Origin of the sequence: Micromonospora rifamycinica, from assembly GCF_900090265.1 — a bacterium.
Classification (GTDB): Bacteria; Actinomycetota; Actinomycetes; order Mycobacteriales; family Micromonosporaceae; genus Micromonospora; species Micromonospora rifamycinica.
Genome location: NZ_LT607752.1, coordinates 2,855,221 through 2,875,829, shown reverse-complemented (window position 1 = coordinate 2,875,829; position 20,609 = coordinate 2,855,221). Strand labels below are relative to the sequence as shown.

23 protein-coding genes and 1 tRNA gene are annotated in these 20,609 nt (G+C 72.3%); 15 read left to right on the top strand and 9 right to left on the bottom strand.

What is annotated here, in order from left to right:
• The first annotated feature begins 107 nt into the window (after window positions 1–107).
• Window positions 108–183: transfer RNA gene (locus tag GA0070623_RS11645), tRNA-Glu, on the top strand.
• Window positions 184–795: 612 nt separating this feature from the next.
• Here the strand turns inward: GA0070623_RS11645 and GA0070623_RS11640 are convergent.
• The gene (locus tag GA0070623_RS11640; protein WP_067311668.1) at window positions 796–1,482 is read right to left on the bottom strand and encodes an IclR family transcriptional regulator; all 687 of its coding nucleotides are present in this window, start codon (window positions 1,480–1,482) and stop codon (window positions 796–798) included.
• A 49-nt stretch (window positions 1,483–1,531) separates the two neighbouring features.
• On the opposite strand from GA0070623_RS11640, the gene leuC reads away from it, so the two are divergent.
• The 3 genes from leuC (at window position 1,532) to GA0070623_RS11625 (ending at window position 4,502) form a co-directional block, all read left to right on the top strand.
• Window positions 1,532–2,974 carry a 3-isopropylmalate dehydratase large subunit gene (gene leuC / locus GA0070623_RS11635; RefSeq protein WP_067311665.1) on the top strand — a complete coding sequence of 481 codons (1,443 nt, stop codon included), beginning with the start codon at window positions 1,532–1,534 and terminating at the stop codon, window positions 2,972–2,974.
• A 15-nt stretch (window positions 2,975–2,989) separates the two neighbouring features.
• Complete coding sequence (gene leuD, locus GA0070623_RS11630; RefSeq protein ID WP_067311662.1) at window positions 2,990–3,577, top strand: 3-isopropylmalate dehydratase small subunit; 588 nt, start codon at window positions 2,990–2,992, stop codon at window positions 3,575–3,577.
• Window positions 3,578–3,749: 172 nt separating this feature from the next.
• Window positions 3,750–4,502, top strand: a complete 753-nt coding sequence (locus GA0070623_RS11625; RefSeq protein WP_067311658.1) for an HU family DNA-binding protein — start codon at window positions 3,750–3,752, stop codon at window positions 4,500–4,502.
• 58 nt (window positions 4,503–4,560) lie between these two features.
• On the opposite strand, the gene GA0070623_RS11620 is transcribed toward GA0070623_RS11625, so the two are convergent.
• The 4 genes from GA0070623_RS11620 to cofC all read right to left on the bottom strand — a co-directional run bounded on the left by GA0070623_RS11620 (window position 4,561) and on the right by cofC (window position 8,827).
• Complete coding sequence (locus GA0070623_RS11620) at window positions 4,561–5,445, bottom strand: NUDIX hydrolase (protein WP_067311655.1); 885 nt, start codon at window positions 5,443–5,445, stop codon at window positions 4,561–4,563.
• 102 nt (window positions 5,446–5,547) lie between these two features.
• Window positions 5,548–7,707, bottom strand: coding sequence for an RNA degradosome polyphosphate kinase (locus GA0070623_RS11615; protein ID WP_331715221.1), 2,160 nt, complete (start codon window positions 7,705–7,707; stop codon window positions 5,548–5,550).
• Between the two features lie 225 nt (window positions 7,708–7,932).
• Complete coding sequence (locus GA0070623_RS11610; protein WP_067311649.1) at window positions 7,933–8,130, bottom strand: cold-shock protein; 198 nt, start codon at window positions 8,128–8,130, stop codon at window positions 7,933–7,935.
• A gap of 22 nt (window positions 8,131–8,152) precedes the next feature.
• Window positions 8,153–8,827, bottom strand: coding sequence for a 2-phospho-L-lactate guanylyltransferase (gene cofC / locus GA0070623_RS11605; RefSeq protein WP_089004011.1), 675 nt, complete (start codon window positions 8,825–8,827; stop codon window positions 8,153–8,155).
• Window positions 8,828–8,955: 128 nt separating this feature from the next.
• On the opposite strand from cofC, the gene GA0070623_RS11600 reads away from it, so the two are divergent.
• The 5 genes from GA0070623_RS11600 (at window position 8,956) to GA0070623_RS11580 (ending at window position 14,017) form a co-directional block, all read left to right on the top strand.
• Window positions 8,956–9,681 carry a lysophospholipid acyltransferase family protein gene (locus GA0070623_RS11600; protein WP_067311646.1) on the top strand — a complete coding sequence of 242 codons (726 nt, stop codon included), beginning with the start codon at window positions 8,956–8,958 and terminating at the stop codon, window positions 9,679–9,681.
• A 105-nt stretch (window positions 9,682–9,786) separates the two neighbouring features.
• The gene (locus tag GA0070623_RS11595) at window positions 9,787–10,794 is read left to right on the top strand and encodes an NAD(P)H-dependent glycerol-3-phosphate dehydrogenase (RefSeq protein ID WP_067311644.1); all 1,008 of its coding nucleotides are present in this window, start codon (window positions 9,787–9,789) and stop codon (window positions 10,792–10,794) included.
• Complete coding sequence (locus tag GA0070623_RS11590) at window positions 10,791–11,942, top strand: cystathionine gamma-lyase (RefSeq protein ID WP_067311641.1); 1,152 nt, start codon at window positions 10,791–10,793, stop codon at window positions 11,940–11,942. Before GA0070623_RS11595 ends, GA0070623_RS11590 begins: the two co-directional genes overlap by 4 nt.
• A 163-nt stretch (window positions 11,943–12,105) precedes the next feature.
• Complete coding sequence (locus tag GA0070623_RS11585) at window positions 12,106–12,894, top strand: putative protein N(5)-glutamine methyltransferase (RefSeq protein ID WP_067311638.1); 789 nt, start codon at window positions 12,106–12,108, stop codon at window positions 12,892–12,894.
• Window positions 12,895–12,988: 94 nt separating this feature from the next.
• On the top strand, window positions 12,989–14,017 hold the full coding sequence (locus GA0070623_RS11580) for an ROK family protein (RefSeq protein ID WP_067311636.1): 1,029 nt from the start codon (window positions 12,989–12,991) through the stop codon (window positions 14,015–14,017).
• Between the two features lie 78 nt (window positions 14,018–14,095).
• Here GA0070623_RS11580 and GA0070623_RS11575 read toward each other — a convergent pair whose 3' ends face one another.
• Together GA0070623_RS11575 and GA0070623_RS11570 are read right to left on the bottom strand one after the other, a co-directional pair.
• On the bottom strand, window positions 14,096–14,296 hold the full coding sequence (locus GA0070623_RS11575; RefSeq protein WP_067311634.1) for a DUF397 domain-containing protein: 201 nt from the start codon (window positions 14,294–14,296) through the stop codon (window positions 14,096–14,098).
• Window positions 14,297–14,303: 7 nt separating this feature from the next.
• Window positions 14,304–15,149 carry a helix-turn-helix domain-containing protein gene (locus GA0070623_RS11570; protein ID WP_067311632.1) on the bottom strand — a complete coding sequence of 282 codons (846 nt, stop codon included), beginning with the start codon at window positions 15,147–15,149 and terminating at the stop codon, window positions 14,304–14,306.
• A 256-nt stretch (window positions 15,150–15,405) separates the two neighbouring features.
• Here GA0070623_RS11570 and GA0070623_RS11565 point away from each other — a divergent pair, with 256 nt between their 5' ends.
• The 3 genes from GA0070623_RS11565 to GA0070623_RS11555 all read left to right on the top strand — a co-directional run bounded on the left by GA0070623_RS11565 (window position 15,406) and on the right by GA0070623_RS11555 (window position 18,212).
• Window positions 15,406–15,639 carry a hypothetical protein gene (locus tag GA0070623_RS11565; protein WP_172898511.1) on the top strand — a complete coding sequence of 78 codons (234 nt, stop codon included), beginning with the start codon at window positions 15,406–15,408 and terminating at the stop codon, window positions 15,637–15,639.
• Window positions 15,640–15,789: 150 nt separating this feature from the next.
• Window positions 15,790–16,890, top strand: coding sequence for a D-alanine--D-alanine ligase family protein (locus GA0070623_RS11560; protein ID WP_067311624.1), 1,101 nt, complete (start codon window positions 15,790–15,792; stop codon window positions 16,888–16,890).
• Window positions 16,891–17,234: 344 nt separating this feature from the next.
• Window positions 17,235–18,212 (top strand): trypsin-like serine peptidase, encoded by a 978-nt coding sequence (locus tag GA0070623_RS11555; protein WP_231932755.1) that lies wholly within the window; start codon window positions 17,235–17,237, stop codon window positions 18,210–18,212.
• 77 nt (window positions 18,213–18,289) lie between these two features.
• Here the strand turns inward: GA0070623_RS11555 and GA0070623_RS11550 are convergent, their stop codons facing one another.
• Window positions 18,290–18,577, bottom strand: a complete 288-nt coding sequence (locus GA0070623_RS11550) for a hypothetical protein (RefSeq protein ID WP_067311619.1) — start codon at window positions 18,575–18,577, stop codon at window positions 18,290–18,292.
• Complete coding sequence (locus tag GA0070623_RS11545; RefSeq protein WP_067311617.1) at window positions 18,574–18,852, bottom strand: hypothetical protein; 279 nt, start codon at window positions 18,850–18,852, stop codon at window positions 18,574–18,576. The genes GA0070623_RS11550 and GA0070623_RS11545 overlap by 4 nt, the downstream gene beginning before the upstream one ends.
• A 446-nt stretch (window positions 18,853–19,298) precedes the next feature.
• On the opposite strand from GA0070623_RS11545, the gene GA0070623_RS11540 reads away from it, so the two are divergent.
• Genes GA0070623_RS11540 through GA0070623_RS11530 form a run of 3 tightly spaced genes read left to right on the top strand, consistent with a single transcriptional unit; the run spans window position 19,299 to window position 20,545 of the window.
• Window positions 19,299–20,174 (top strand): helix-turn-helix domain-containing protein, encoded by an 876-nt coding sequence (locus tag GA0070623_RS11540; protein WP_067311614.1) that lies wholly within the window; start codon window positions 19,299–19,301, stop codon window positions 20,172–20,174.
• Window positions 20,167–20,361 carry a DUF397 domain-containing protein gene (locus GA0070623_RS11535; RefSeq protein WP_067311671.1) on the top strand — a complete coding sequence of 65 codons (195 nt, stop codon included), beginning with the start codon at window positions 20,167–20,169 and terminating at the stop codon, window positions 20,359–20,361. Before GA0070623_RS11540 ends, GA0070623_RS11535 begins: the two co-directional genes overlap by 8 nt.
• Window positions 20,354–20,545 (top strand): DUF397 domain-containing protein, encoded by a 192-nt coding sequence (locus GA0070623_RS11530; RefSeq protein WP_084261448.1) that lies wholly within the window; start codon window positions 20,354–20,356, stop codon window positions 20,543–20,545. Before GA0070623_RS11535 ends, GA0070623_RS11530 begins: the two co-directional genes overlap by 8 nt.
• Window positions 20,546–20,609 lie beyond the last annotated feature (64 nt).

Genomic DNA, 20,609 nt, shown 5'->3' with positions numbered 1-20,609 from the left:
CCTGGGCCGACCTCAGGGCGGCCCACCCCGGTTGCGGGCACCGGGTGCGGGTGCCGTTAGACTACTGCCACACCGCCCCGTTGGGTGGTGAAGCAGGAAAAGTGCCTGGCCCCGTCGTCTAGTGGCCCAGGACGCCGCCCTCTCAAGGCGGTAGCGCCGGTTCGAATCCGGTCGGGGCTACCACACGATCGGCCCGTCTCGCCCACGAGACGGGCCGATCGCCGTTCCGCCATCTACCGGCCCCGGCGCCCCACTCCTCTCGCCCTCCCCGGCATCCACCCCCTCGTGCCCCGCTCGCAATCCACCCCCACCCGCCATTCCCGTGCTCCACCCCGATCCGCCCGCCGCCCCCGCACCCCACCCCCCCGTTCCCACCGTCACCCCCCCGTTCCCACCGTCACCCCTGCCGTTCCCGCCGTTCCCGCCGTCAGCCCCGTTGATCAAGAGGTTTACGTCAGGTTGATCTTCAAGCCTGACCCTAACTTCTTGATCAACGTGGGGGTTTGACGCAAACCTCTTGATCGACCAGGGAGTTTGACGCAAACCTCTTGATCAACTGAGGGTTTGACGCAAACCTCTTGATCAACCGGGTCGGGTGTGGGGGTTTGTCGAGCGGGGGTGCGAGAGGGCGGCGGGAAGGAGCGGCGGGCGGGATGGAGGGAGTGGTGGGGGTGGACGGGCGGGATGGCTTGGACAGCGTGCTGGACGGGTGGGGTGGAGCGGACGGGCGGGATCGAGTGGACGGGCGGGGTGGAGCGGACGGGTGGGGTGGAGCAGGTGGGGGTGCGGGTGGGTTCAGAGGCCGGAGAGGCGTTGGCCGGCGCGGACGACGGCCATGGCGTGGCGTTCGCCGGGGCGGCGGCCGAGGCGTTCGATCGGGCCGGAGATGCTGATCGAGGCGATCACCCGGCCGGTGCGGTCCCGGATGGGGGCGGAGACGCTCGCCACACCGGGTTCGCGTTCGGCGACGCTCTGCGCCCAGCCCCGGCGGCGTACCTCGGCGAGGGTGCGGCCGGTGAACTTGGACCGGGGCAGCAGCGGCATGACGGCCTCGGGGGGTTCCCAGGCGAGCAGGATCTGCGCCGCTGAGCCGGCCGTCATGGGCAGCACGGAGCCGACCGGCACGGTGTCCCGCAGGCCGCTGGCCCGTTCGGCGGCGGCCACGCAGACCCGCTCGTCGGCCCGGCGCAGGTAGAGCTGGGCGCTCTCCCCGGTGGCGTCGCGCAGCGCGGCGAGCAGCGGCTCGGCGGCGGTCAGCAGGACGTCCGGGGCGGCGTTGGCCAACTCGCCGAGCCGGGGGCCGGGGCGCCACCGCCCCTGGGTGTCCCGGACCAGCATCCGGTGGATCTCCAGTGCCTGGGCCAGCCGGTGTGCGGTGGCTCGGGGCAGCTTGGTGCGTTCAACGAGTTCGGCCAGACTCGCGCCGTCGACACAGGCGGCCAGGATGACTACCGCCTTGTCGAGGACGCCGACACCGCTCATACTGTGTCCCACAAGCCGAAATTTACCTCCCAGAATTTAGGATGTCCAGATGGTGGGAGTCACTCAACCGAGGACCCTGGCCGAGAAGGTCTGGGACGCACACGTCGTACGGACCGCGCAGGGCGAGCCGGACCTGCTCTACATCGACCTGCACCTGCTGCACGAGGTGACCAGCCCGCAGGCGTTCGACGGGCTGCGGTTGGCCGGTCGACAGGTCCGTCGTCCCGACCTCACGCTCGCGACCGAGGATCACAACACCCCGACCGGGTACGACGATCCCGCGTTCCGGCTGCGCCGTGGTGACCTGCTGACGATCGCCGACCCGACGTCACGCACCCAGATCGAGACGTTGCGCCGCAACTGCGCCGAGTTCGGCCTGCGGCTGCACCCCCTGGGCGACGAGAACCAGGGGATCGTGCACGTGATCGGCCCGCAGCTGGGCGTCACCCAGCCCGGTATGACGATCGTCTGTGGCGACTCGCACACCGCCACCCATGGCGCGTTCGGTGCGCTGGCCTTCGGCATCGGCACCAGTGAGGTCGAACACGTCCTGGCCACGCAGACCCTGCCGCAGGCCCGGCCGAAGACGATGGCGGTCAACGTCACCGGTCAGCTCGGCCCCGGCGTCACCGCCAAGGACCTGGTCCTCGCGCTGATCGCGCAGGTGGGCACGGGCGGTGGGCGCGGCCACATCGTGGAGTACCGGGGCGAGGCGATCCGGGCGCTGTCGATGGAGGGCCGGATGACGGTGGCGAACATGTCCATCGAGTGGGGCGCCAAGGCGGGGCTGATCGCGCCGGACGAGACGACCTTCGCGTACCTCAAGGGTCGGCCGCACGCGCCGGCCGGGGCGGAGTGGGACGCGGCGCTGGCCTACTGGCGGACGCTGCCCACCGACGACGGCGCGACCTTCGACGCCGAGGTGACCCTGGACGCGAGCCGGATCACCCCGTTCGTCACCTGGGGCACCAACCCCGGTCAGGGTGCGCCGCTGGGGGCGGCCGTGCCGGATCCGGAGGAGTTCGCCACCGACGCCGAGCGGACCGCCGCGCGCCGGGCGTTGGAGTACATGGACCTCGCCCCCGGGACGCCGCTGCGGGACGTCGCCGTCGACGTGGTCTTCGTCGGCTCCTGCACCAACGGCCGGCTGGAGGACCTGCGGGCCGCCGCCGACGTGCTGCGCGGCCACCGGGTCGCCGACAGGGTGCGGATGCTGGTGGTGCCCGGTTCCGCCGCCGTGCGGGAGGCCGCCGAGGCGGAGGGGCTGGACAAGGTCTTCGCCGACGCCGGTGCGGAGTGGCGGTTCGCCGGCTGCTCGATGTGCCTGGGCATGAACCCGGACACGCTCAAGCCCGGCGAGCGTTCGGCATCGACCTCCAACCGCAACTTCGAGGGCCGGCAGGGCCGGGGTGGGCGTACCCACCTGGTGTCGCCGCAGGTCGCCGCCGCCACGGCCGTGACCGGCCGGCTCTCCGCCCCCGCCGACCTGTAGAAGGGCAGCCGAGAGATGGACAAGTTCACCACCCACACCGGCACCGCCGTGCCGCTGCGTCGCTCCAACGTGGACACCGACCAGATCATCCCGGCCGTGTACCTCAAGCGGGTGACCCGGACGGGATTTGCCGACGGTCTGTTCAACGCGTGGCGGGAGGACCCGGCATTCGTGCTCAACAACCCGGCCTATTCCGGCGCCTCGATCCTCGTGGCCGGGCCGGAGTTCGGCACCGGGTCGTCCCGCGAGCACGCCGTCTGGGCGCTGCGCGACTGGGGTTTCCAGGCGGTCGTCTCCCCCCGGTTCGGTGACATCTTCCGCGGCAACTCGCTCAAGGAAGGGCTCCTTCCGGTCGAGTTGGAACCGGCCGCGGTCGAGCAGATCTGGCAACTGGTGGAAGCCGACCCGACCACGCCGGTGACCGTCGACCTGACCACCCGCGAGGTCCGGGTCGGCGGGTACACCTGGTCGTTCCCGCTCGACGACCACAGCCGTTGGCGGCTGATGGAGGGCCTGGACGACATTGGACTCACCCTCCGGCACCTCGCCGACATCGAGGCGTACGAGGCGGGTCGGCCGTCGTTCACCCCCGCCGTGCGCTAGCCGTACGACTGATTTCCGTACGGTTTTCGCCCCCACCGGTTCATCCGGTGGGGGCGAATCCGTTACGACACAAGGGCTTTTTTCCGCCGAATGTTTGTGTCCAGGCAGCACAGGGCATACGGTGCGCGCAGAATGGCTCGCGTCGAGTCAGTTGCACAATCGGGAGGAAGTCGTGAACAAGGCCGAGCTCATCGAGGCGCTCGCCGCTCGCCTGGGGGACCGGAAGTCGGCGACGGCGGCGCTCGACGCGGTCCTCGCCGAGGTCCAGGCGGCGGTCACCAAGGGCGACAAAGTGGCGATCACCGGATTCGGATCGTTCGAGAAGCGTGTCCGGGCGGCGCGAACAGCGCGCAACCCGCGTACCGGTGAGGCGGTGAAGGTCAAGAAGACATCCGTCCCGGCCTTCAAGCCGGGCGCCGGTTTCAAGGAGATGGTGGCCACCGGCAAGGTGCCGAAGACCGCCGCTCCGGCGAAGAAGACCACCACCACGGCGGCGGCCAAGGCCACCACGGCGAAGGCGACGGGTGCCAAGGCGACCGGTGCCAAGGCCACCGCCGCCAAGGCGACCGGGGCGAAGGCCACCGGTGCCAAGGCGACGGGGGCGAAGGCGACGGGGGCGAAGGCGACGGGTGCCAAGGCCACCGCCGCCAAGAAGACCACGGCGACCGCCGCCAAGAAGACCACGGCCACCGCCGCGCGGAAGACCGCCGCGGCCAAGGCCACCAAGGCCGCCCCCGCGACCAAGGCGGCCACCAAGAAGGCCGCTCCGGCCAAGAAGACCGCGGCGGCCACGTCGACCACCGCCCGGAGCACGGCGGCCAAGAAGACGACCACCGCGGCCAAGTCCACGGCGGCCAAGGCCACCACCGCGAAGAAGGCGCCCGCCAAGAAGGCGCCGGCGAAGCGGACCGCCGCCAAGCGGTGAATTCCGGGTACGACCCGACGGGCGTCCACCACACCGGTGGGCGCCCGTTCCCGTGCACTCAGAGGCGGTCGGCGGCGAGCAGCCGGTCGGCGGCGAAGGCCAGCAGCCAACCCCCGCCCTTGGCGGTGCCGAAGTCGTCCTCCCGCCCGGTCAGTCGGGCCAACGCCCCCGGGATCACCTTGCCCTGGCTGCACACCGCGACCGGTTCCCCGGTGGCGGCCAGCGTGGTCAGCCGGCCGGCGGCGGCCAGCGCGCACTCGTCGACCTGCTGACCCGGCTTCGGCTCGTCGAAGTCCCCGCACACCTCGATCGGCAGGTCCAGCAGGGCGGCCGCCGGATCCAGGGTCTGCACGCAGCGGCGGGGCGAGGCCGACAGCAGCCGGACCGGCCGGACGAGGGCGACCAGCGGGGCCAGCAGCCGGGCCTGGGCGACACCCTCGGCGTCCAACGGTCGGGCGGTGTCCGGCCCGGACCAGGTGGCCCGCCGGCCGGCGTGCGCGTGCCGGACCAGCGCCACCGTGCCGGTCACCGGGGGCAGCGCGGCGAACGCGGTCAGCACCTGCGCGTCGTGCGGGTAGCTGACCCGGGCGACCGCCGCGTCGACGTCGAGCCAGCACAGGTCGTCGACCTCGGTGTCCGGCTGGAAGCCGCCGGTGTCCACCGCCCGCATCGACCAGTAGTCGACCACCTTGGGCCGCCCCTCGCTGCGGTACCGCACGCTGGGCAGCCGGACCTGCGGCACCGCCCGGACGTCGGACTCCTCGGCCACCTCCCGGACGGCGGCCAGCAACGGATGCTCGCCGGGCTCCAGCTTGCCCTTGGGCAGCGACCAGTCGCCGTAGCGGGGCCGGTGCACCAGGCAGACCTCGACCCCGCCGTGCCCGGACGGCCGCCAGGCCACCCCACCGGCCGCCCGGATACCGGTCGCGTCCTCCTCCGTCATCTGGTCACCCTACGTCCGGCAAGCGTGTGGCACCGGTCGCCCGCCCGGCCCGCCGGACGGCCGCCCGGGGGCAGCCGGCGGAACTGGACCGCCGCCCGGGGGTCAGCCGGCGGAGCTGCCCACCCGGCGCAGCAGCAGCTCCTGGAGGTCGTGCAGCGGTTCCTCGGCGGTGCCGGTACGCCGGGTCCAGGTGCCGTCCCCGGCCAGCTCGAACGCGTCCACCTCGGGGCTCATCGCGTACCCCATCACCTGGTCCAGCTCGGCCCGCGCCACCGGGTCGCTGACCTGCACCAGCGCCTCCACCCGGCGGTCGAGGTTGCGGTGCATCAGGTCGGCCGACCCCATCCAGAACTCGGCGTCGCCGTTGTTGCCGAACCGGAAGATCCGGGAGTGTTCCAGGAACCGGCCGAGGATCGAGCGGACCCGGATGTTCTCCGACAGGCCCGGCACCCCGGGCCGCAGCGTGCACATGCCCCGGATCAGCAGGTCCACGTGGACGCCGGCCCGCGACGCCCGGTAGAGCGCGTCGGTGATCTCCTCGTCGACCAGCGAGTTCACCTTGAACTGCACCAGCCCCGGCATGCCCAGCCGGACGTGGGCGATCTCCCGTTCGATCCGCTCGATCAGGCCGCTACGGATGCCCTGCGGGGCGACCAGCAACCGTCGGTACGCGGTCTGCCGGCTGTACCCGGTGAGCACGTTGAACAGGTCGGTCAGGTCGGCGCCGATCTCCGGGTCGGCGGTGAGCACGCCGAAGTCCTCGTACAGTCGGGCGGTCTTGGGGTGGTAGTTGCCGGTGCCGATGTGGCAGTACCGGCGGATCTGGTTGCCCTCCTGGCGCACCACCAGGGCGGTCTTGCAGTGCGTCTTGAGCCCGACCAGGCCGTAGACGACGTGGCAGCCGGCCCGTTCCAGGGTGCGCGCCCAGCCGATGTTGGCCACCTCGTCGAAGCGGGCCTTCAGCTCCACCAGCACCACCACCTGCTTGCCGGCGGCGGCGGCGTCGACCAGCGCGTCGACGATCGGGGAGTCCCCGCTGGTGCGGTAGAGGGTCTGCTTGATGGCCAGCACGTTCGGGTCGGCGGCGGCCTGCTCGACGAAGCGCTGCACGCTGGTGGCGAACGAGTGGTACGGGTGGTGCACCAGCACGTCGCCGTCGCGCAGGGTGGCGAAGACGCTGCGCGGCACCTCGCCCTCGGTCAGCCGGGGATGGGTGGCCGGCACGAACGGCTTGTCCTTGAGGTCGGGGCGGTCCGCCTCGCCGTAGAGCTGCCACAGCGCCGACAGGTCCAGCAGGCCGGGCACCCGCAGCACGTCGTGGTCGTCCATGTCCAGCTCGCGGACGAGCAGCCCCAGCATGTGGTCGGAGATGGAGGCGGCCACCTCCAGCCGGACCGGGGGCCCGAAGCGCCGCCGGGCCAGCTCCCGTTCCAACGCCTGGAGCAGGTCCTCGTCGCGGTCCTCGTCGACCTCCACCTCGGCGTTGCGGGTGACCCGGAACAGGTGGCACTCGACCACCTGCATGCCGGAGAAGAGCTGCCCCAGGTGCACCGAGATGAGGTCCTCGACCGGCAGCATCCGCAGCCCCGGCTGGTCGCGGCCGACCCGGACGAAGCGGGGCACGTTGTTGGGGACCTTCACCCGGGCGAACAGCTCCGAGCCGCCGTCCGGGTCGCGGACCGCGACGGCCAGGTTCAGCGACCGCCCGGAGATGTACGGGAACGGGTGCGCCGGGTCCACCGCGAGCGGGGTGAGCACCGGGAAGATGTGTTCCCGGAAGTAGGTGCGCAGCCGTTCCCGCTCCGGGTCGTCCAGCTCCGCCCAGCGGGTGATCCGGATGTCCTCCCGGGCGAGCTGCGGCAGCAGGTCGTCGACGAAGCAGGCGGCCTGGCGGGCGACCAGCCCGGCGGCGCACTCGGTGATCCGCTCGAGCTGGGTGCGCAGCGGCAGCCGGTCCCCGCCGCGTACCGGCAGGCCGGCGGAGAGCCGCCGCTTGAGCCCGGCCACCCGCACCATGTAGAACTCGTCCAGGTTGCTGGCGAAGATGGCCAGGAACTTGGCCCGTTCCAGCAGCGGCGTGCCGGGGTCCTCGGCCAGCGCCAGCACCCGGCCGTTGAAGTCGAGCCAGGACAGCTCCCGGTTGAGGAACCGGTCCGCCGGCAGCGGCTCGACGACGGGTGGGCCGTCGTCGGCGGTCGACCCCGCCCCGGCGGGCACGTCCTCGGCGGTGGGCCGGTCGCCGGTGTCGAGCACCTCGTCCAGGCCGGCGGAGGCCCCGGCGGCGCTGGCGGCGGGGGAGTCGGGTGCGGTGGCGGTGACGTCCTCGGCGGCGCGGCGGGTGCGGGAGGCGCCCCGGCGGCGGGTGCCGTTGCGGGAGCCGGTCGGGTCGGTGGCGGTGGACGGGCTGGTGGGGTGCTCGCGAGGGGTGCTCACCCGCTCATAATCACCCGATTCTGGTTAACGCAAAATGAACTTGGGCCGGGTTGTTCAGGCCATGGTCGGCAACGTCACCCGGACGACCCCGCCGTCCGGATCCGTTTCCACCCGGAGCCGCTGGCCGAGCCGGAGCAGGCGCAGCCCGGAGGCGTCGAAGGCGCGGGCCGGGAAGGGCAGCTCGGTGCCGTCGTCGAGGAGCAGCACGCCGGTGCGGGTCGACGCGTCGAAGGTCGCCACGGTGCCCTGCATGCCAGCACCGTACACCGGTGTCTCAGCCCGGGGGAGCGGTCGGCCCGGTCGGGCCGACCGCGACGCCGGTCAGCGCCCGGGTGGCCGGGCCGAGGCCGAGCCGGGCCGCGTCGGCCAGGTCGGCGGCGGTGTCCACGTCCCGGCGCAGGCTCGGCCACGGACCGGTCAGCGGCACCGCCCCGGAGGCCCGGTGCGCGGCGGCGGAGCCGACCCCGAACCGGGGGTCCAGCGGCACCCCGGGCGGCGCGGCGAGCAGCGCGGTGCCGGTGCCGGGGGCGTCGGCCACGAACCGGCGTACCCCGGGCGGGCCGGTGGTGACCGCGTGCAGCGCGGCGGCCAGCTCGGCCGGGCGCAGCGCCGGCAGGTCGGCGGTGAGGGCGGCCACCCAGGTCTGCCGGTCACCGTCGGTGACCGCCGCGTCGACGCCGTGCCGCAGGGCGGCGTTCAGCCCGGCGTCCGGCCGGTCCGGCACCACCCGGGCGCCCGCCGCACCGGCCGCCGCCGCCACCCGCGGGTCGGCGGTGACCACCAGCACCCCGGCCACCGCCGGGCAGGCCAGCGCCGCGCCGACCGTGTCGGCCGCCAGGGCCAGCGCCAGCTCCTCGTGCGGTACGGCCGGCAGCGCGCCCCGCAGCCGGCTCTTGGCGGCACGCAGCCGCTTGACCGGTACCACCACCACCCACCTCGCTCGGCCCACGTCGACAATCCTGCCAGCGTCGACGGCGGTACCCTCACTGGCCGTACCCGGGACGAGCAGGCATGATTTCCGCTGCGGGCACGCAACGGTGGGGCTGCGGCGCGCGGGCGGGTGACGAGGAGGCACGGGTGGCACGGCGCAGGCTGGGTTTCTGGCGACGGTTCGCCGTGGTGCTGGTCAAGCCCGTGATGCTGGCCTGGACCCGGCGCACCTGGCACGGGGCCGAGCGGTTGCGCACCGACGGCGGCGTCATCATCGTCCCCAACCACCTCTCGCACACCGATCCGCTGGTCTGCGCGCACTTCATCTACGACGCCGGCCGGTGGCCGCAGTTCCTCGGCAAGGCCAGCGTGTTCCGGGTGCCGGTGGTCGGCTGGATCCTGCACCGCTGCCGGCAGATCCCGGTGGAACGCGAGACCTCCGTCGCGGTCAGGTCGTTGGACCGGCTGGTCGCCGCGCTGGACGCCGGGGGCGCGGTGGTCATCTACCCGGAGGGCACCATCACCCGGGAGCCGCAGTTGTGGCCGATGAGGGGCAAGACCGGGGCGGCCCGGCTGGCGCTGGCCACCGGCGCACCGGTGGTCCCGGTGGCGATGTGGGGGCCGGAGCGGCTCTTCGACCCGCGTACCCGCCGGGTGGGCCTGCGGCCCCGGACCCCGGTGACGGTGGTGGCCGGTCCGCCGGTCGACCTGAGCCGGTGGGCCGGGGAGGCCCCCAGCCGGGTGGTGCTGGAGGAGATGACCGACCAGATCATGTTGACTCTGCGTGACCTGCTTGCCGGCATCCGGGGCGGCACACCCCCGCCGCTGTGGGAACGTCCCGCCCGTCCGCACAAACCCGAGGTGACCGAATGAGCGAGTGGATCGACCGGTGCGACGCAGGGACGGCAGGGGCATGAACGGTCGGATCGGTCGGCCCGCGACGCCGGGTCGCGTCGCCGACGGTGGGGAGGCGACGGCGTGAGTGGGCACGTGGCGGTGCTGGGGGCCGGATCCTGGGGGACGGCGTTCGCCAAGATCCTCGCCGACGCCGGTCGGGAGGTGACCATCCTGGCCCGGCGGGAGCAGGTCGCCGAGGCGATCCGCGACCACCGGCGCAACCCCGACTACCTGCCGGAGCTCCGCCTGCCCGAGCGGGTCACCGCGACCGGCGACCCGGCCAAGGCGATCTCCGGCGCGGAGCTGGTGGTGCTGTCGGTGCCGTCGCAGACGCTGCGCGGCAACCTCGCCGAGTGGGCCGGGCACCTCGCCCCGGACGCCACCCTCGTCTCCCTGATGAAGGGGATCGAGCTGGGCACCACCCGACGGATGAGCGAGGTGATCGTGGAGACCGCCCGGGTCACCCCGGATCGGGTGGTGGTGGTCTCCGGCCCCAACCTGGCCCCCGAGATCGCCGTCGAGCAGCCGGCGGCGACGGTGGTCGCCGGCACCGACGCCCGCCGTACCGAACTGGTGCAGCAGTCGATCCGCACCCCGTACTTCCGGCCGTACACCAACGACGACGTGATCGGCTGCGAGCTGGGCGGGGCCGTCAAGAACGTGATCGCCCTGTCGTACGGGATCGCCACCGCGATGGGCTTCGGCGACAACACCCGGGCCATGCTGATGACCCGGGGGCTGGCCGAGACCGCCCGGCTGGGGGTGGCGCTCGGCGCCGACCCGATCACCTTCGCCGGGCTGGCCGGCATGGGGGACCTGGTGGCCTCCTGCTCGTCGCCGCTGGCCCGCAACCGCACCTTCGGCGAGCACCTGGGCCGGGGGGAGACCCTCGAACAGGCGCAGGCGGCCACCCGGCAGACCGCCGAGGGCGTCAAGAGCTGCCTGGCCATCCGGGACCTGGCCCGCGCGCACGGGGTGGAGATGCCGATCACCGAGCAGATCGAACGGATCTGCCACGAGGGAATGGACCCGAGGCTCGCGGTGGACACCCTGATGAGCCGGACCGCCAAGCCGGAGTCGTACGAATGAGCCGCCCCGTCCCGCCCACCGGGCACTGGCACGACGGCACCCGGTGCGTGCACGCCGGGCTGCCCGCGCCCGAGCCCGGACAGCCGTTCCTGCCCGGCCCGGTGTTCGCCGCGCCCTACCACCTCGACCCGTGGCAGGGGCCGGGCGCGACGCCGAACGGCTACGGCCGCCCGGACAATCCGACCCGGCGGCTGCTGGAGGCCGCCATCGGTGAGCTGGAAGGGGGCGACTGCCGGGTCTTCGCCTCCGGCCAGGCGGCCATCACCGGGCTGCTGCTGGCCGTGCTGCGGCCCGGCGACACCGTGCTGCTCCCCGCCGACGGCTACTTCCCGGTCCGGGCGTTCGCCACCGCCACCCTCGCCGGGATCGGGGTCAAGGTGGTCTTCGCGCCCACCGCCGGGCCGTACCCGTCGTTCGACGGCGTACGCCTGGTGCTGCTGGAGACCCCGGCGAACCCGGGCCTGGACGTGGTCGACATCGCCGTGCTGGCCGACGCGGCGCACGCGGCCGGCGCGCTGGTGGCGGTGGACAACACCACCGCCACCCCGCTCGGGCAGCGCCCGCTGGACCTCGGCGCGGACCTGGTGGTCGCCTCCGGCACCAAGGCGCTGACCGGCCACTCCGACCTGCTGCTCGGCTACGTGGCGTCCCGGTCGGCGGAGCTGCTGGAGACGGTGACGGGGTGGCGGACCACCACCGGCGCGGTGCCCGGGGCGTTCGACGCCTGGCTGGCCCACCGCTCGCTGGCCACCCTGGACCTTCGGCTGGCCCGGCAGTCCGCCAACGCGGCGGCGCTGGCCGAGCTGCTCGCCGGCCGGGCCGGGGTGACCGGGCTGCGCTGGCCGGGGCGGCCGGAGGATCCGGCGTACCCGGTGGCGTCGCGGCAGCTCCGGCGGATGCCCGGGGTGCTCTCGTTCGACCTGGGGGACGCCGACCGGGTGGCCCGGTTCGTCGCCGCGTCCCGACTGGTCACCGCCGCGACCTCGTTCGGTGGCCTGCACACCAGCGCCGACCGGCGGGCGCAGTGGGGCGACGACACCGCCCCGGGTTTCGTCCGGCTCTCCTGCGGGGTGGAGGATAGCGCCGACCTGGTCGCCGACGTGGCCGCCGCACTGGACGCCGCGGGGGTTTCCGATCCGCTATCGTGATGCCGGCCGCACGGGCGGCCCCGACCCGAGGAGGTGAGTCCGATCCCCCACACGACAGGACCGGCGCTCCCCGTCGAGTCCCCGTCGCCGCGGAAGCGGGACACCCGTCGCCGCGGTAGCGACGGTGGGAGCGTCGAGGTACGTTCCCGAAAGAGGCAGCACCATGGCAGCTCCGTACCCCCACGACCACACCGCTCTCGTCGCCCGGCTGCGCGCCGCCGGCTGTGTCTACGCCGAGGACGAGGCCGAACTGCTCACCGCCGCCGCCGGCTCGCCGCGCGAACTGGCCGCCCTCACCGACCGGCGGGTGGCCGGCGAACCCCTGGAACACCTGCTCGGCTGGGCCGAGTTCTGCGGTCGACGGATCGCCGTCGACCCGGGGGTGTTCGTCCCCCGGGCGCGGACCGGGCTGCTGGTGGAGGCCGCGGTGTCGGTCGCCGGCCCGGCACCGGCGGTGGTCGACCTGTGCTGCGGGTCGGGGGCGATCAGTGTCGCGCTGGCCGACCGACTCGCCCCGCGCTGGCTCGCCGCCGTCGACGTGGACCCGGCCGCCGTCGCCTGCGCCCGCCGTAACCTGGCGGGCCGGGACGCCACCGTGGTGCAGGGTGACCTGTTCGACCCGCTGCCGCCCGACCGGCGGGGCCGGCTGGACGTGGTGGTGGCCAACGCCCCGTACGTGCCGACCCCGGCGGTGGCGCTGATGCCGGCGGAGGCCCGGTTGCACGAGGCGGCGGTGGCGTTGGACGGCGGTGCCGACGGGCTGGCCGTGCTGCGGCGGGTGGCCGCCGGGGCGGTCGACTGGCTGCGGCCCGGGGGGCACCTGGTGGTGGAGGTCAGCGACAGGCAGGCCGAAGCGCTGTGTACGGCGATGACCGGGCTGGGCCTGCTGCCGACCGTGCTGCACGCCGAGGAGTGGGACGCCACCGGCGTGCTGGCCCGCCGCCCGGAGTGAGCGGACCCGGGCCGACCGCTCCACCGCCTGTGTCGGGGCGTGACGGGCGGCGGAAACGGGAACTAACCTCGCAGCAGGCGCGGCGGAGGTGGCGATGGGTGACGCGGACGCACCGGTGGTGGTCGGGCTGGACAACGGTGGCACCAGCAACAACGCGACCGTGCTCAGCCTGGATGGCCGGTTCCTGGTGGACGGGTTGGTGGAGATCCCCAGCGAGGTGACCGCCGGCCCGCAGGCGGCGGTGGAGGCGCTGGCCCGCGCGTTCGACGGGGTGCTGGCGCACGCCGGGGTGCGCCGCGAGCTGGTGCGGGCGGTCGGGTTGGACACCCCCGGCCCGGCCAGCGCCACCGGGGTCATCTCGTCCCGGGGGTCGACGAACTTCGCGCAGCCGGACTGGCACGGCTTCGACGTGCGGGGTGCGCTGGAGCGGCGGCTCGGCCTGCCGGTGGTCTACCACAACGACGGCAACGCCGCCGCGCTCTACGCCCACCACGTCCACTTCGGAGCCGACGCGGCCACCCGGTCGTCGGTGTCGGCCATCGTCGGCACCGGTCTCGGCGGCGGGGTGGTGGTCGACGGCCGGGTGGTCACCGGGGCGGCCGGGATGGCCGGCGAACTCGGCCACGTGCACCTCCCGCTGGCCGGGCTGCTCGCCCCCGACCAGCCGGAACCGCGGTGCGCCTGCGGGTTCGTCGGGGACGCGGAGAGCGTCGCCTCGCTGACCGCGATCGGGCGCAACCTGCTGCCGTACTGGCTGTCGCGGTATCCGGGGCACCCGCTGACCCGGGAGCCGTCGGCGCGGGCCGCGAAGCTGCTCCGGGGGTACGCCGAGCGCGGTGATCCGCTGGCCCGGGAGGTCTTCACCCAGCAGGCGGTGGCGCTCGGCCGGTTGTTCACCGTCGCGGCGAACTTCACCGACCCGCACGCGTACTTCGTCGGTGGCGGGGTGGTGGAGGCGACGGCGGAGTTCCGGGACTGGTTCGTCGACACCGTCCGCGCGCACACCGTGCTCCGGGCGGAGCAGGCCGCGTCGGCCGTGTTCGCCCTGGTCCCGGACCGGGACATGGCCGGGGCGCGCGGGGTGGCCATCGCCGCGGCCGAGACGGTACGCCCCACCGGCTGACCGCCCGCCCCACGGGTTGACCGCACGCGCCCGCCCCCGCAGCGCATCGACGCGGTGCGGGGGCGGGCGCGGGGCGGGTCAGCGACTCGGCGGGTCAGCGGCGAAGGCGGCCCAGGCGGCGGGTGGGAAGAGCAGTACCGGGCCGGTCGGGTCCTTGGAGTCGCGGATCGCGACCTGTCCGGGCAGCGGGGCCAGCTCGACGCAGGCACCCTCGTCCCCGCTGCGGCTGCTCTTGCGCCAGGCGGCCCTGGACAGGGCCGCGCTGATCGTCGGTGTCATCGGTCTCCTACCGTCCCTTCATCAGTTGCAGCAGCCGGTCGCGGCTGTCCGCGGGGCTCAGCGCCACGGTGCGCAGATGCTCCATGATCTTGGTGCAGGTTCGCAGGTCGCCCGGTCGGTCCAGGACCATCTGGCCGGCGACCGTCTCCACCGAGGCGATCTGCGGGTCCTCGGGGTCGGCGAACTCCAGGATGTGCAGCGAGCCCCGGGTGCCCCGGTGGTAGCCGGCGGAGAGTGGGATCACCTGGACGGTGACGTTCGGCAGCTCCGACGTCTTGAGCAGGTGGCTGAGCTGCGCGGCCATCACCGTCCGGTCGCCGACCGGGCGCAGCAGCGCGCCCTCGTCGATGATCGCGTCGAAGATCGGTGGCTCGGCGGCGGTGATCCGCTGCTGCCGGTCCAGGCGGAGCTTGACCCGCTGCTCGACCTGGTCGTCGGTGAGGGTGTGCGGGCCGCCCCGCATCACGCCCCGGATGTAGTCGGCGGTCTGGAGCAGACCCGGCACGATCGAGGGTTCGAAGTTGGCGATCCCGGTGGCCTCGGCCTCCAGGGCGATGAAGTCGATGGTGCGTTTGTCCAGCAGGTGCGAGTAGGGCACCCACCAGCCGGGCTTGCGGGTGTCCTTGGCGAGCTGGACCGCCGCGGCGATGTCCTCCGGCCGGACCCCGTAGAGGCTGAGCAGCGCGCGGACGGTGGCCGGGCTGACCAGGGTCTGCGCGTTCTCGTAGCGGCTGAGGGTGCTGCGGGTGCTGTTGATCTCGTCGGCGGCGGCCTCCAGGGTGAGGCCGGCGGCTTCCCGGTGGGTACGCAGGGCGATGCCCAGGCGGCGAGCCCGGGCGGTCTTCGGTGCCATACATCGATGGTGACACACGTCTTGGGAACGCGCGCATGAGAGAAACGTCGATGAGAGTTGCATTCACGCCTGTCCACATGTCACTCTGTGATGGCGTCCTCACCAACGGTTGTCGTGACGACGGCGGTGGTGAGCGACCGGAGGGGATGAGGCACGTGGCGATCGGGTTTACTCCCCCGTTCCCGATCGTCACGTGCCGCCGCCGCCATCCATCGTCGGGAAAGGACTGTGGACTGTGAGGGGCCTGATGACGGCGATGACACGGTTCCTGGTGGTGCTCAGCGACGTACGGCCGGCGGAGACCGCGCAACGCGACGAGCGGTCCCGTCCCGAACGGCGTCGCCAGGTGGTCGGCGCGAACAGCAGGGAGGCCGCCGACCGGATCGCCGGGGCGTTCATGGCGCTCGGCATGGTCCGGGCCGGACGGCAGCGGGTCAAGGTGATCGCCGTCGGTCGGCGACGCCGCGTCATCCCGCCCGGACACGGCTGACGGTCACGTACCGTATCGGGGTGGATGACCGTTTGCGAGGGGCGATCACGTCCTCCCGGGTATCACCATCGGCGCGTCGCCACCCACAGTAAGGTCAGTCGGGAGAGCGCAACTGACGGCTCCGCAGTCGCGTACCGAGAGGTGACCCGAGTGACCACCCCAGGCAAGACCCGCGTGGCGATCGTCTTCGGCGGACGCAGCCCCGAGCACGGCATCTCCTGCGTCAGCGCCGGCAGCGTGCTCGCCGCGCTCGACCCCGACGAGTACGACGTGGTGCCGGTCGGCATCACCCGACAGGGCCAGTGGGTGCTCACCAGCGGGGAACCGGGCGAGTTGGCGATCCGGGCGCGCACGCTCCCGGAGGTCACCGCCGGGGCCGGTGTCGAGGTGGTGCTCCACGCCGACCCGACCGCCGGTGGTCTGCTGGTGCTCGACCCGGCCGAGGGGCCCCGGGCGCTCGCCGACGTCGACGTGGTCTTCCCGGTGCTGCACGGCGCGTACGGCGAGGACGGCACCATCCAGGGCATGCTGGAGATGGCCGACATCCCGTACGTCGGGGCGAACGTCTTCGCCTCCGCCGCCGCGATGGACAAGGAGTTCACCAAGAAGCTCTGTGCCGTCGAGGGCATCCCGGTCGGCCCGTACGCGGTGCTGCGCAACGGGATGACCCTGAGCGAGGCCGACAAGCAGCGGCTGGGGCTGCCGGTCTTCGTCAAGCCGTCCCGGGCCGGCTCGTCGTTCGGCATCACCCGGGTAGACGACTGGGCGCAGCTCGACGCCGCCGTCGCCACCGCCCGCGAGATCGACACCAAGGTCCTGGTCGAGGCCGCGATCGTCGGCCGGGAGATCGAGTGCGGCGTGCTGGAGGGCGAGGCCGGCGGGGCGCCCGAGGCGTCCGTGCTGGCCGAGGTGCGGATGGTCGGCGACCGCGAGTGGTACGACTTCGAGGCCAAGTACCTCTTCGCCGACGAGGTCTGCGAGTACGACGTCCCCGCCGGCCTGCCCGAGCGGGTCACCCGCCAGGTCCAGGAGTACGCCACCCGCGCGTTCACCGCGCTGGACTGTGCCGGCCTGGCCCGGGTCGACTTCTTCGTCACCCCCGACCTGGACGTCTATCTCAACGAGATCAACACGATGCCCGGGTTCACCCCGACGTCGATGTTCCCCCGGATGTGGGCGGCCAGCGGCCTGGAGTACCCCAAGCTGGTCAACCGGCTGATCCGGACGGCCCTCGGCTCCGGTTCGCGCTGACCTCCGCGCCGGCGGTCGCCGGCTCCGCTGCGTGCGTCGACCGGTGTCGGGATGTGCTCACGATGCCGGTCGAACGCCGTTGCCGACCTCCGGTCCGGGTCCGCCGCCCCCCGGTGCCGTCGCCGTGACGTCGGCCCGGCCCGCCGGGGGAGGAAACAATCCATCGCATATCCCAGGGCCAATAAAATTGGCAGTGGACATGCCGAATGTTACGGAGTGACACAGATTCCTGGCACTCAATGACCAGCATTGTGATCAATAGTTGACCCTCAATATGCTTCCCGAGTCCAGATAGGCGCAAGGGGCATAGGGAGGTCCTCTTGAAATCCGCTCTGCGTTGGTCGGTGAGTGCCGGAGCCGCATTCACTCTCATTCTGACCGGTGCGCCGGCAGCCGAGGCGAATTCCACTTCGGTCGACCAGAAAGGAAACATCACCGCGGTAGCCCGTACCCTGGACGGCCGGGCGATCACCAACGAGAAGATCGCCAAGGAGGTCATGGACTTCTGGACGCCGGAACGCATGGCGTCCGCCGTCGACCTGGACTTCCCGAAGTCGGCCCGCGCCACCACGTCGTCGAGCCGCGCGCCGAGGCCCACCGGCCCGGCCGGCACTGTCGCTCCGGTGGCCCCGAGCGTCGCCAGCGGCCCCCGGACGATGCTGAACGAGGCGGTGACCGTGGGCAAGGTCTACTTCACCGTGCCCGGCGGCGGCACCGCCTCCTGCTCGGCCAGCACCGTCGCCAGCACCAAGCGGCGGCTGGTGGTGACCGCCGGCCACTGCGTCCACCAGGGTGCCGGCGGTGGCTGGTACAGCAACTGGCAGTTCGTCCCCCGGTACCGCAACGGCGTCCGGCCGTTCGGCACCTTCGTGGCCTACAGCCTCTCCACCCGGGGCGCGTGGGCCAGCTCGTCGAGCTACGCCGAGGACATGGGCATCGCCGTGATGTCCAACGGCGGCATCTACAACGCCAAGGTCGTCGACACCGTCGGCGGCAACGGGCTGCGCTGGAACTGGGGCTACTCCGTCGCGGTCACCGCCCTCGGCTACCCGTCCAACCTCGGCGGCGGCGAGAGCCAGCAGTACTGCCAGGGCACGACCTGGGACGCGGGCGGCCAGCAGATCCGGATGTACTGCAACATGACCTACGGATCCAGCGGCGGTCCCTGGTTGCAGGAATACAACGACACGATCGGTGCCGGATACATCAACAGCACCGTCAGCCACGGCGACAACCCGGGCAACGGGCAATTCGACGGCCCGTACTACGACAACGACATCAAGAGTCTGTACGACTACGCGGAAGCCGGCTCTCCCGCGTAATTCCCCTCCCTCCGACAGTGCCCTGGCCGCCGGCCAGGGCACTGTCGTGCCGTTGACGGGTGCTCCGGGGGTAATGGTCAGGAGCCGGGCGGCCTGCGGTTGCGTCCCGTCGTGCAGGCGCGCGGGCGGACGGTGCCGCGCTGCGCGGGTTGACGTGCCGGCTCGCCCTGCCGGATCCCGGCGCGCTGCACGAAGATGCTCCGCCGGGCCACCGCCCGGTCCCGGGCGTCGAGCTGGTAGACATCGAGCCAGACCCACCCGTCGTACGTAGGCCGGTCGTCGATCCGGATCAGCCGGCACCGGATCGGACGGATGAACTGCACGCTGGCCGCCCGGGTGATCAGCAGCAGGTCGCCGGGCTTCACGGCGTACCCCGCTCGATCTGTGCGGGTCGGTCGGTCCGGGCGTGCTGGTTGGTCCGTGCGGGTCGGTCGGTCGTTCCGTCCTGTTCGCGGGTGGCGGGTTCGCGGGGTTGCCGGTCGGGGCGGTCGCGCCAGACGCGGAGCGTCTCGGCGGCTGCGGCGAGGCGGCGGCAGGAGCCGTCGGGCAGGCAGCGGGGGCAGGCGTCGCGGTGGTGGAAGTCGACCACGTAACCGGCCATCAGCACGCGGAACGGCGGTTCGGGCCGCCCCTCAACCACGGCCGGTGCCCCGATCGACGGCGCATTCTGGCGGGGTCGGCCTCATCGCCGGTGCCCCCGGACGGCATTGCGCGCCCGCCACTGCGCGGCCGGGGTCAGCAACGGCAGATCCCGCGCGAAGATCACCGTCGGGCTGTTCCACGCCGGTCGGGCCGTCGCGCAATTCCCATCCGGCGGGCCGGCGGTGTCGGCCTTCTGCGCGACACTCGACCGACCCACCATGTCGACCGGATGATCCTTACGCTGGAACCATTTCCATCGGGCCATCTGCCACCCTCCATTACTCGTCGACAGGCCGCTCTGCCAGCCACGATGTGCTGGATGCGGATCGAAGTGCAACGTCTCATCGAGAAATTCGACGAAAGATATTGACGATGGCTCGTCTGGCCCGCCAGTCTGTTCCAGATGAGACAGATGACGCACAGTGTTGAGACGGAGACCGGTACGTGAGCGACGGATCGTCGGTTCCTCGCAGGCAGCTCGGTCGGCTACTGCGGCAGGCACGGGAGGAGGCCGGCATCAACCTTGAGGCCGCAGCCGAAGCCCTCGAGTGGTCGCGCGCCAAGATGTACCGGTTGGAAGGCGGCCAGACCTCGCTGCGCACCCACGATGTCACCCTCATGTGCCAGCACTACGGCACATCGACCGAGCTGACTGAGGTGCTGGTCAGTCTCGCACGGGAGAGTAAGAGCAAGGGATGGTGGCACGCCTACGGGGAGGTCATCCCTGCATGGTTCGAGCTGTACGTGGGGCTGGAAGCAGCAGCACGCCGGATCCGCCACTACGAGACGATGCTGATCCCCGGCCTGCTGCAATCTCCGGAGTACATGGCGGCGGTGTTCGAGAGCAAGCCAGGGCGTGCCCCCCAGGAGGTGGCGCGGAAGGTGTCCCTCCGGCTGGAGCGGCAGCGTCTGCTGTCTCGACGCCGCCCGGTCGCTCCGACCTTCGAGGCCATCATCGACGAGGCGGTCATCCGTCGACCCATCGCCGACGTGGAGGAGTGGCGCAAGCAGCTCGCGCATCTCGTGAACGCTGCCCAAGCGCCCAACGTGTCGGTTCGCATCGTCCCGCAGTCGGCTGGTCCGCACATGGTCTTCGTCGCGAACGCCTTCATCATTCTGGATTTCCCGGCCCTCGGCACCCGCCCTGCCGAACCCTCCACCGTCTACAGCGAGTCCCTTACCGGCAGCCTCTACCTGGACCGTCCGAACGAGTTGGAAACATACTCCGAAGCCTGGCAGGCGCTCTCGGCGCTTGCCCTCGACGAGCGTGAGTCCGAGGATCTCATCGGGCGCGTGATCAAGGAGACCTATGATGAATGATCCAGTTGGTGCTTGCTGGCGCAAGAGCACGCACAGCGCCGAGGGGGCCTGTGTGGAGGTCGCTGATGGGCTATCCGCCGTGGTGCAGGTGCGGGACAGTAAGGACGTCGCCGGTCCGGTGCTGGTGTTCTCCGCGCAGTCCTGGCGGAATTTTCTTCGGGAGTTCAAGGAGAAGGATCATGGCTGATTTCGACGAGGCCGTCTGGCGCAAGAGCAGTCGCAGCAGTGCCGAGGGCAACTGCGTGGAGGTTGCCGACAGTCTGCCCGGCGGCGTAGGAGTTCGGGACAGCATGGATTCAGCCGGTCCTGTGCTGGTGTTCTCTCCGCAATCCTGGCGGAACTTCCTATCGGCCGTCCGTCAGCCTGACTGACCAGCCGGCCAGAAGATCAGGTACCCCTCAGCCTCCTCTCCTTGGCAGAGGGGGTACCTGATGG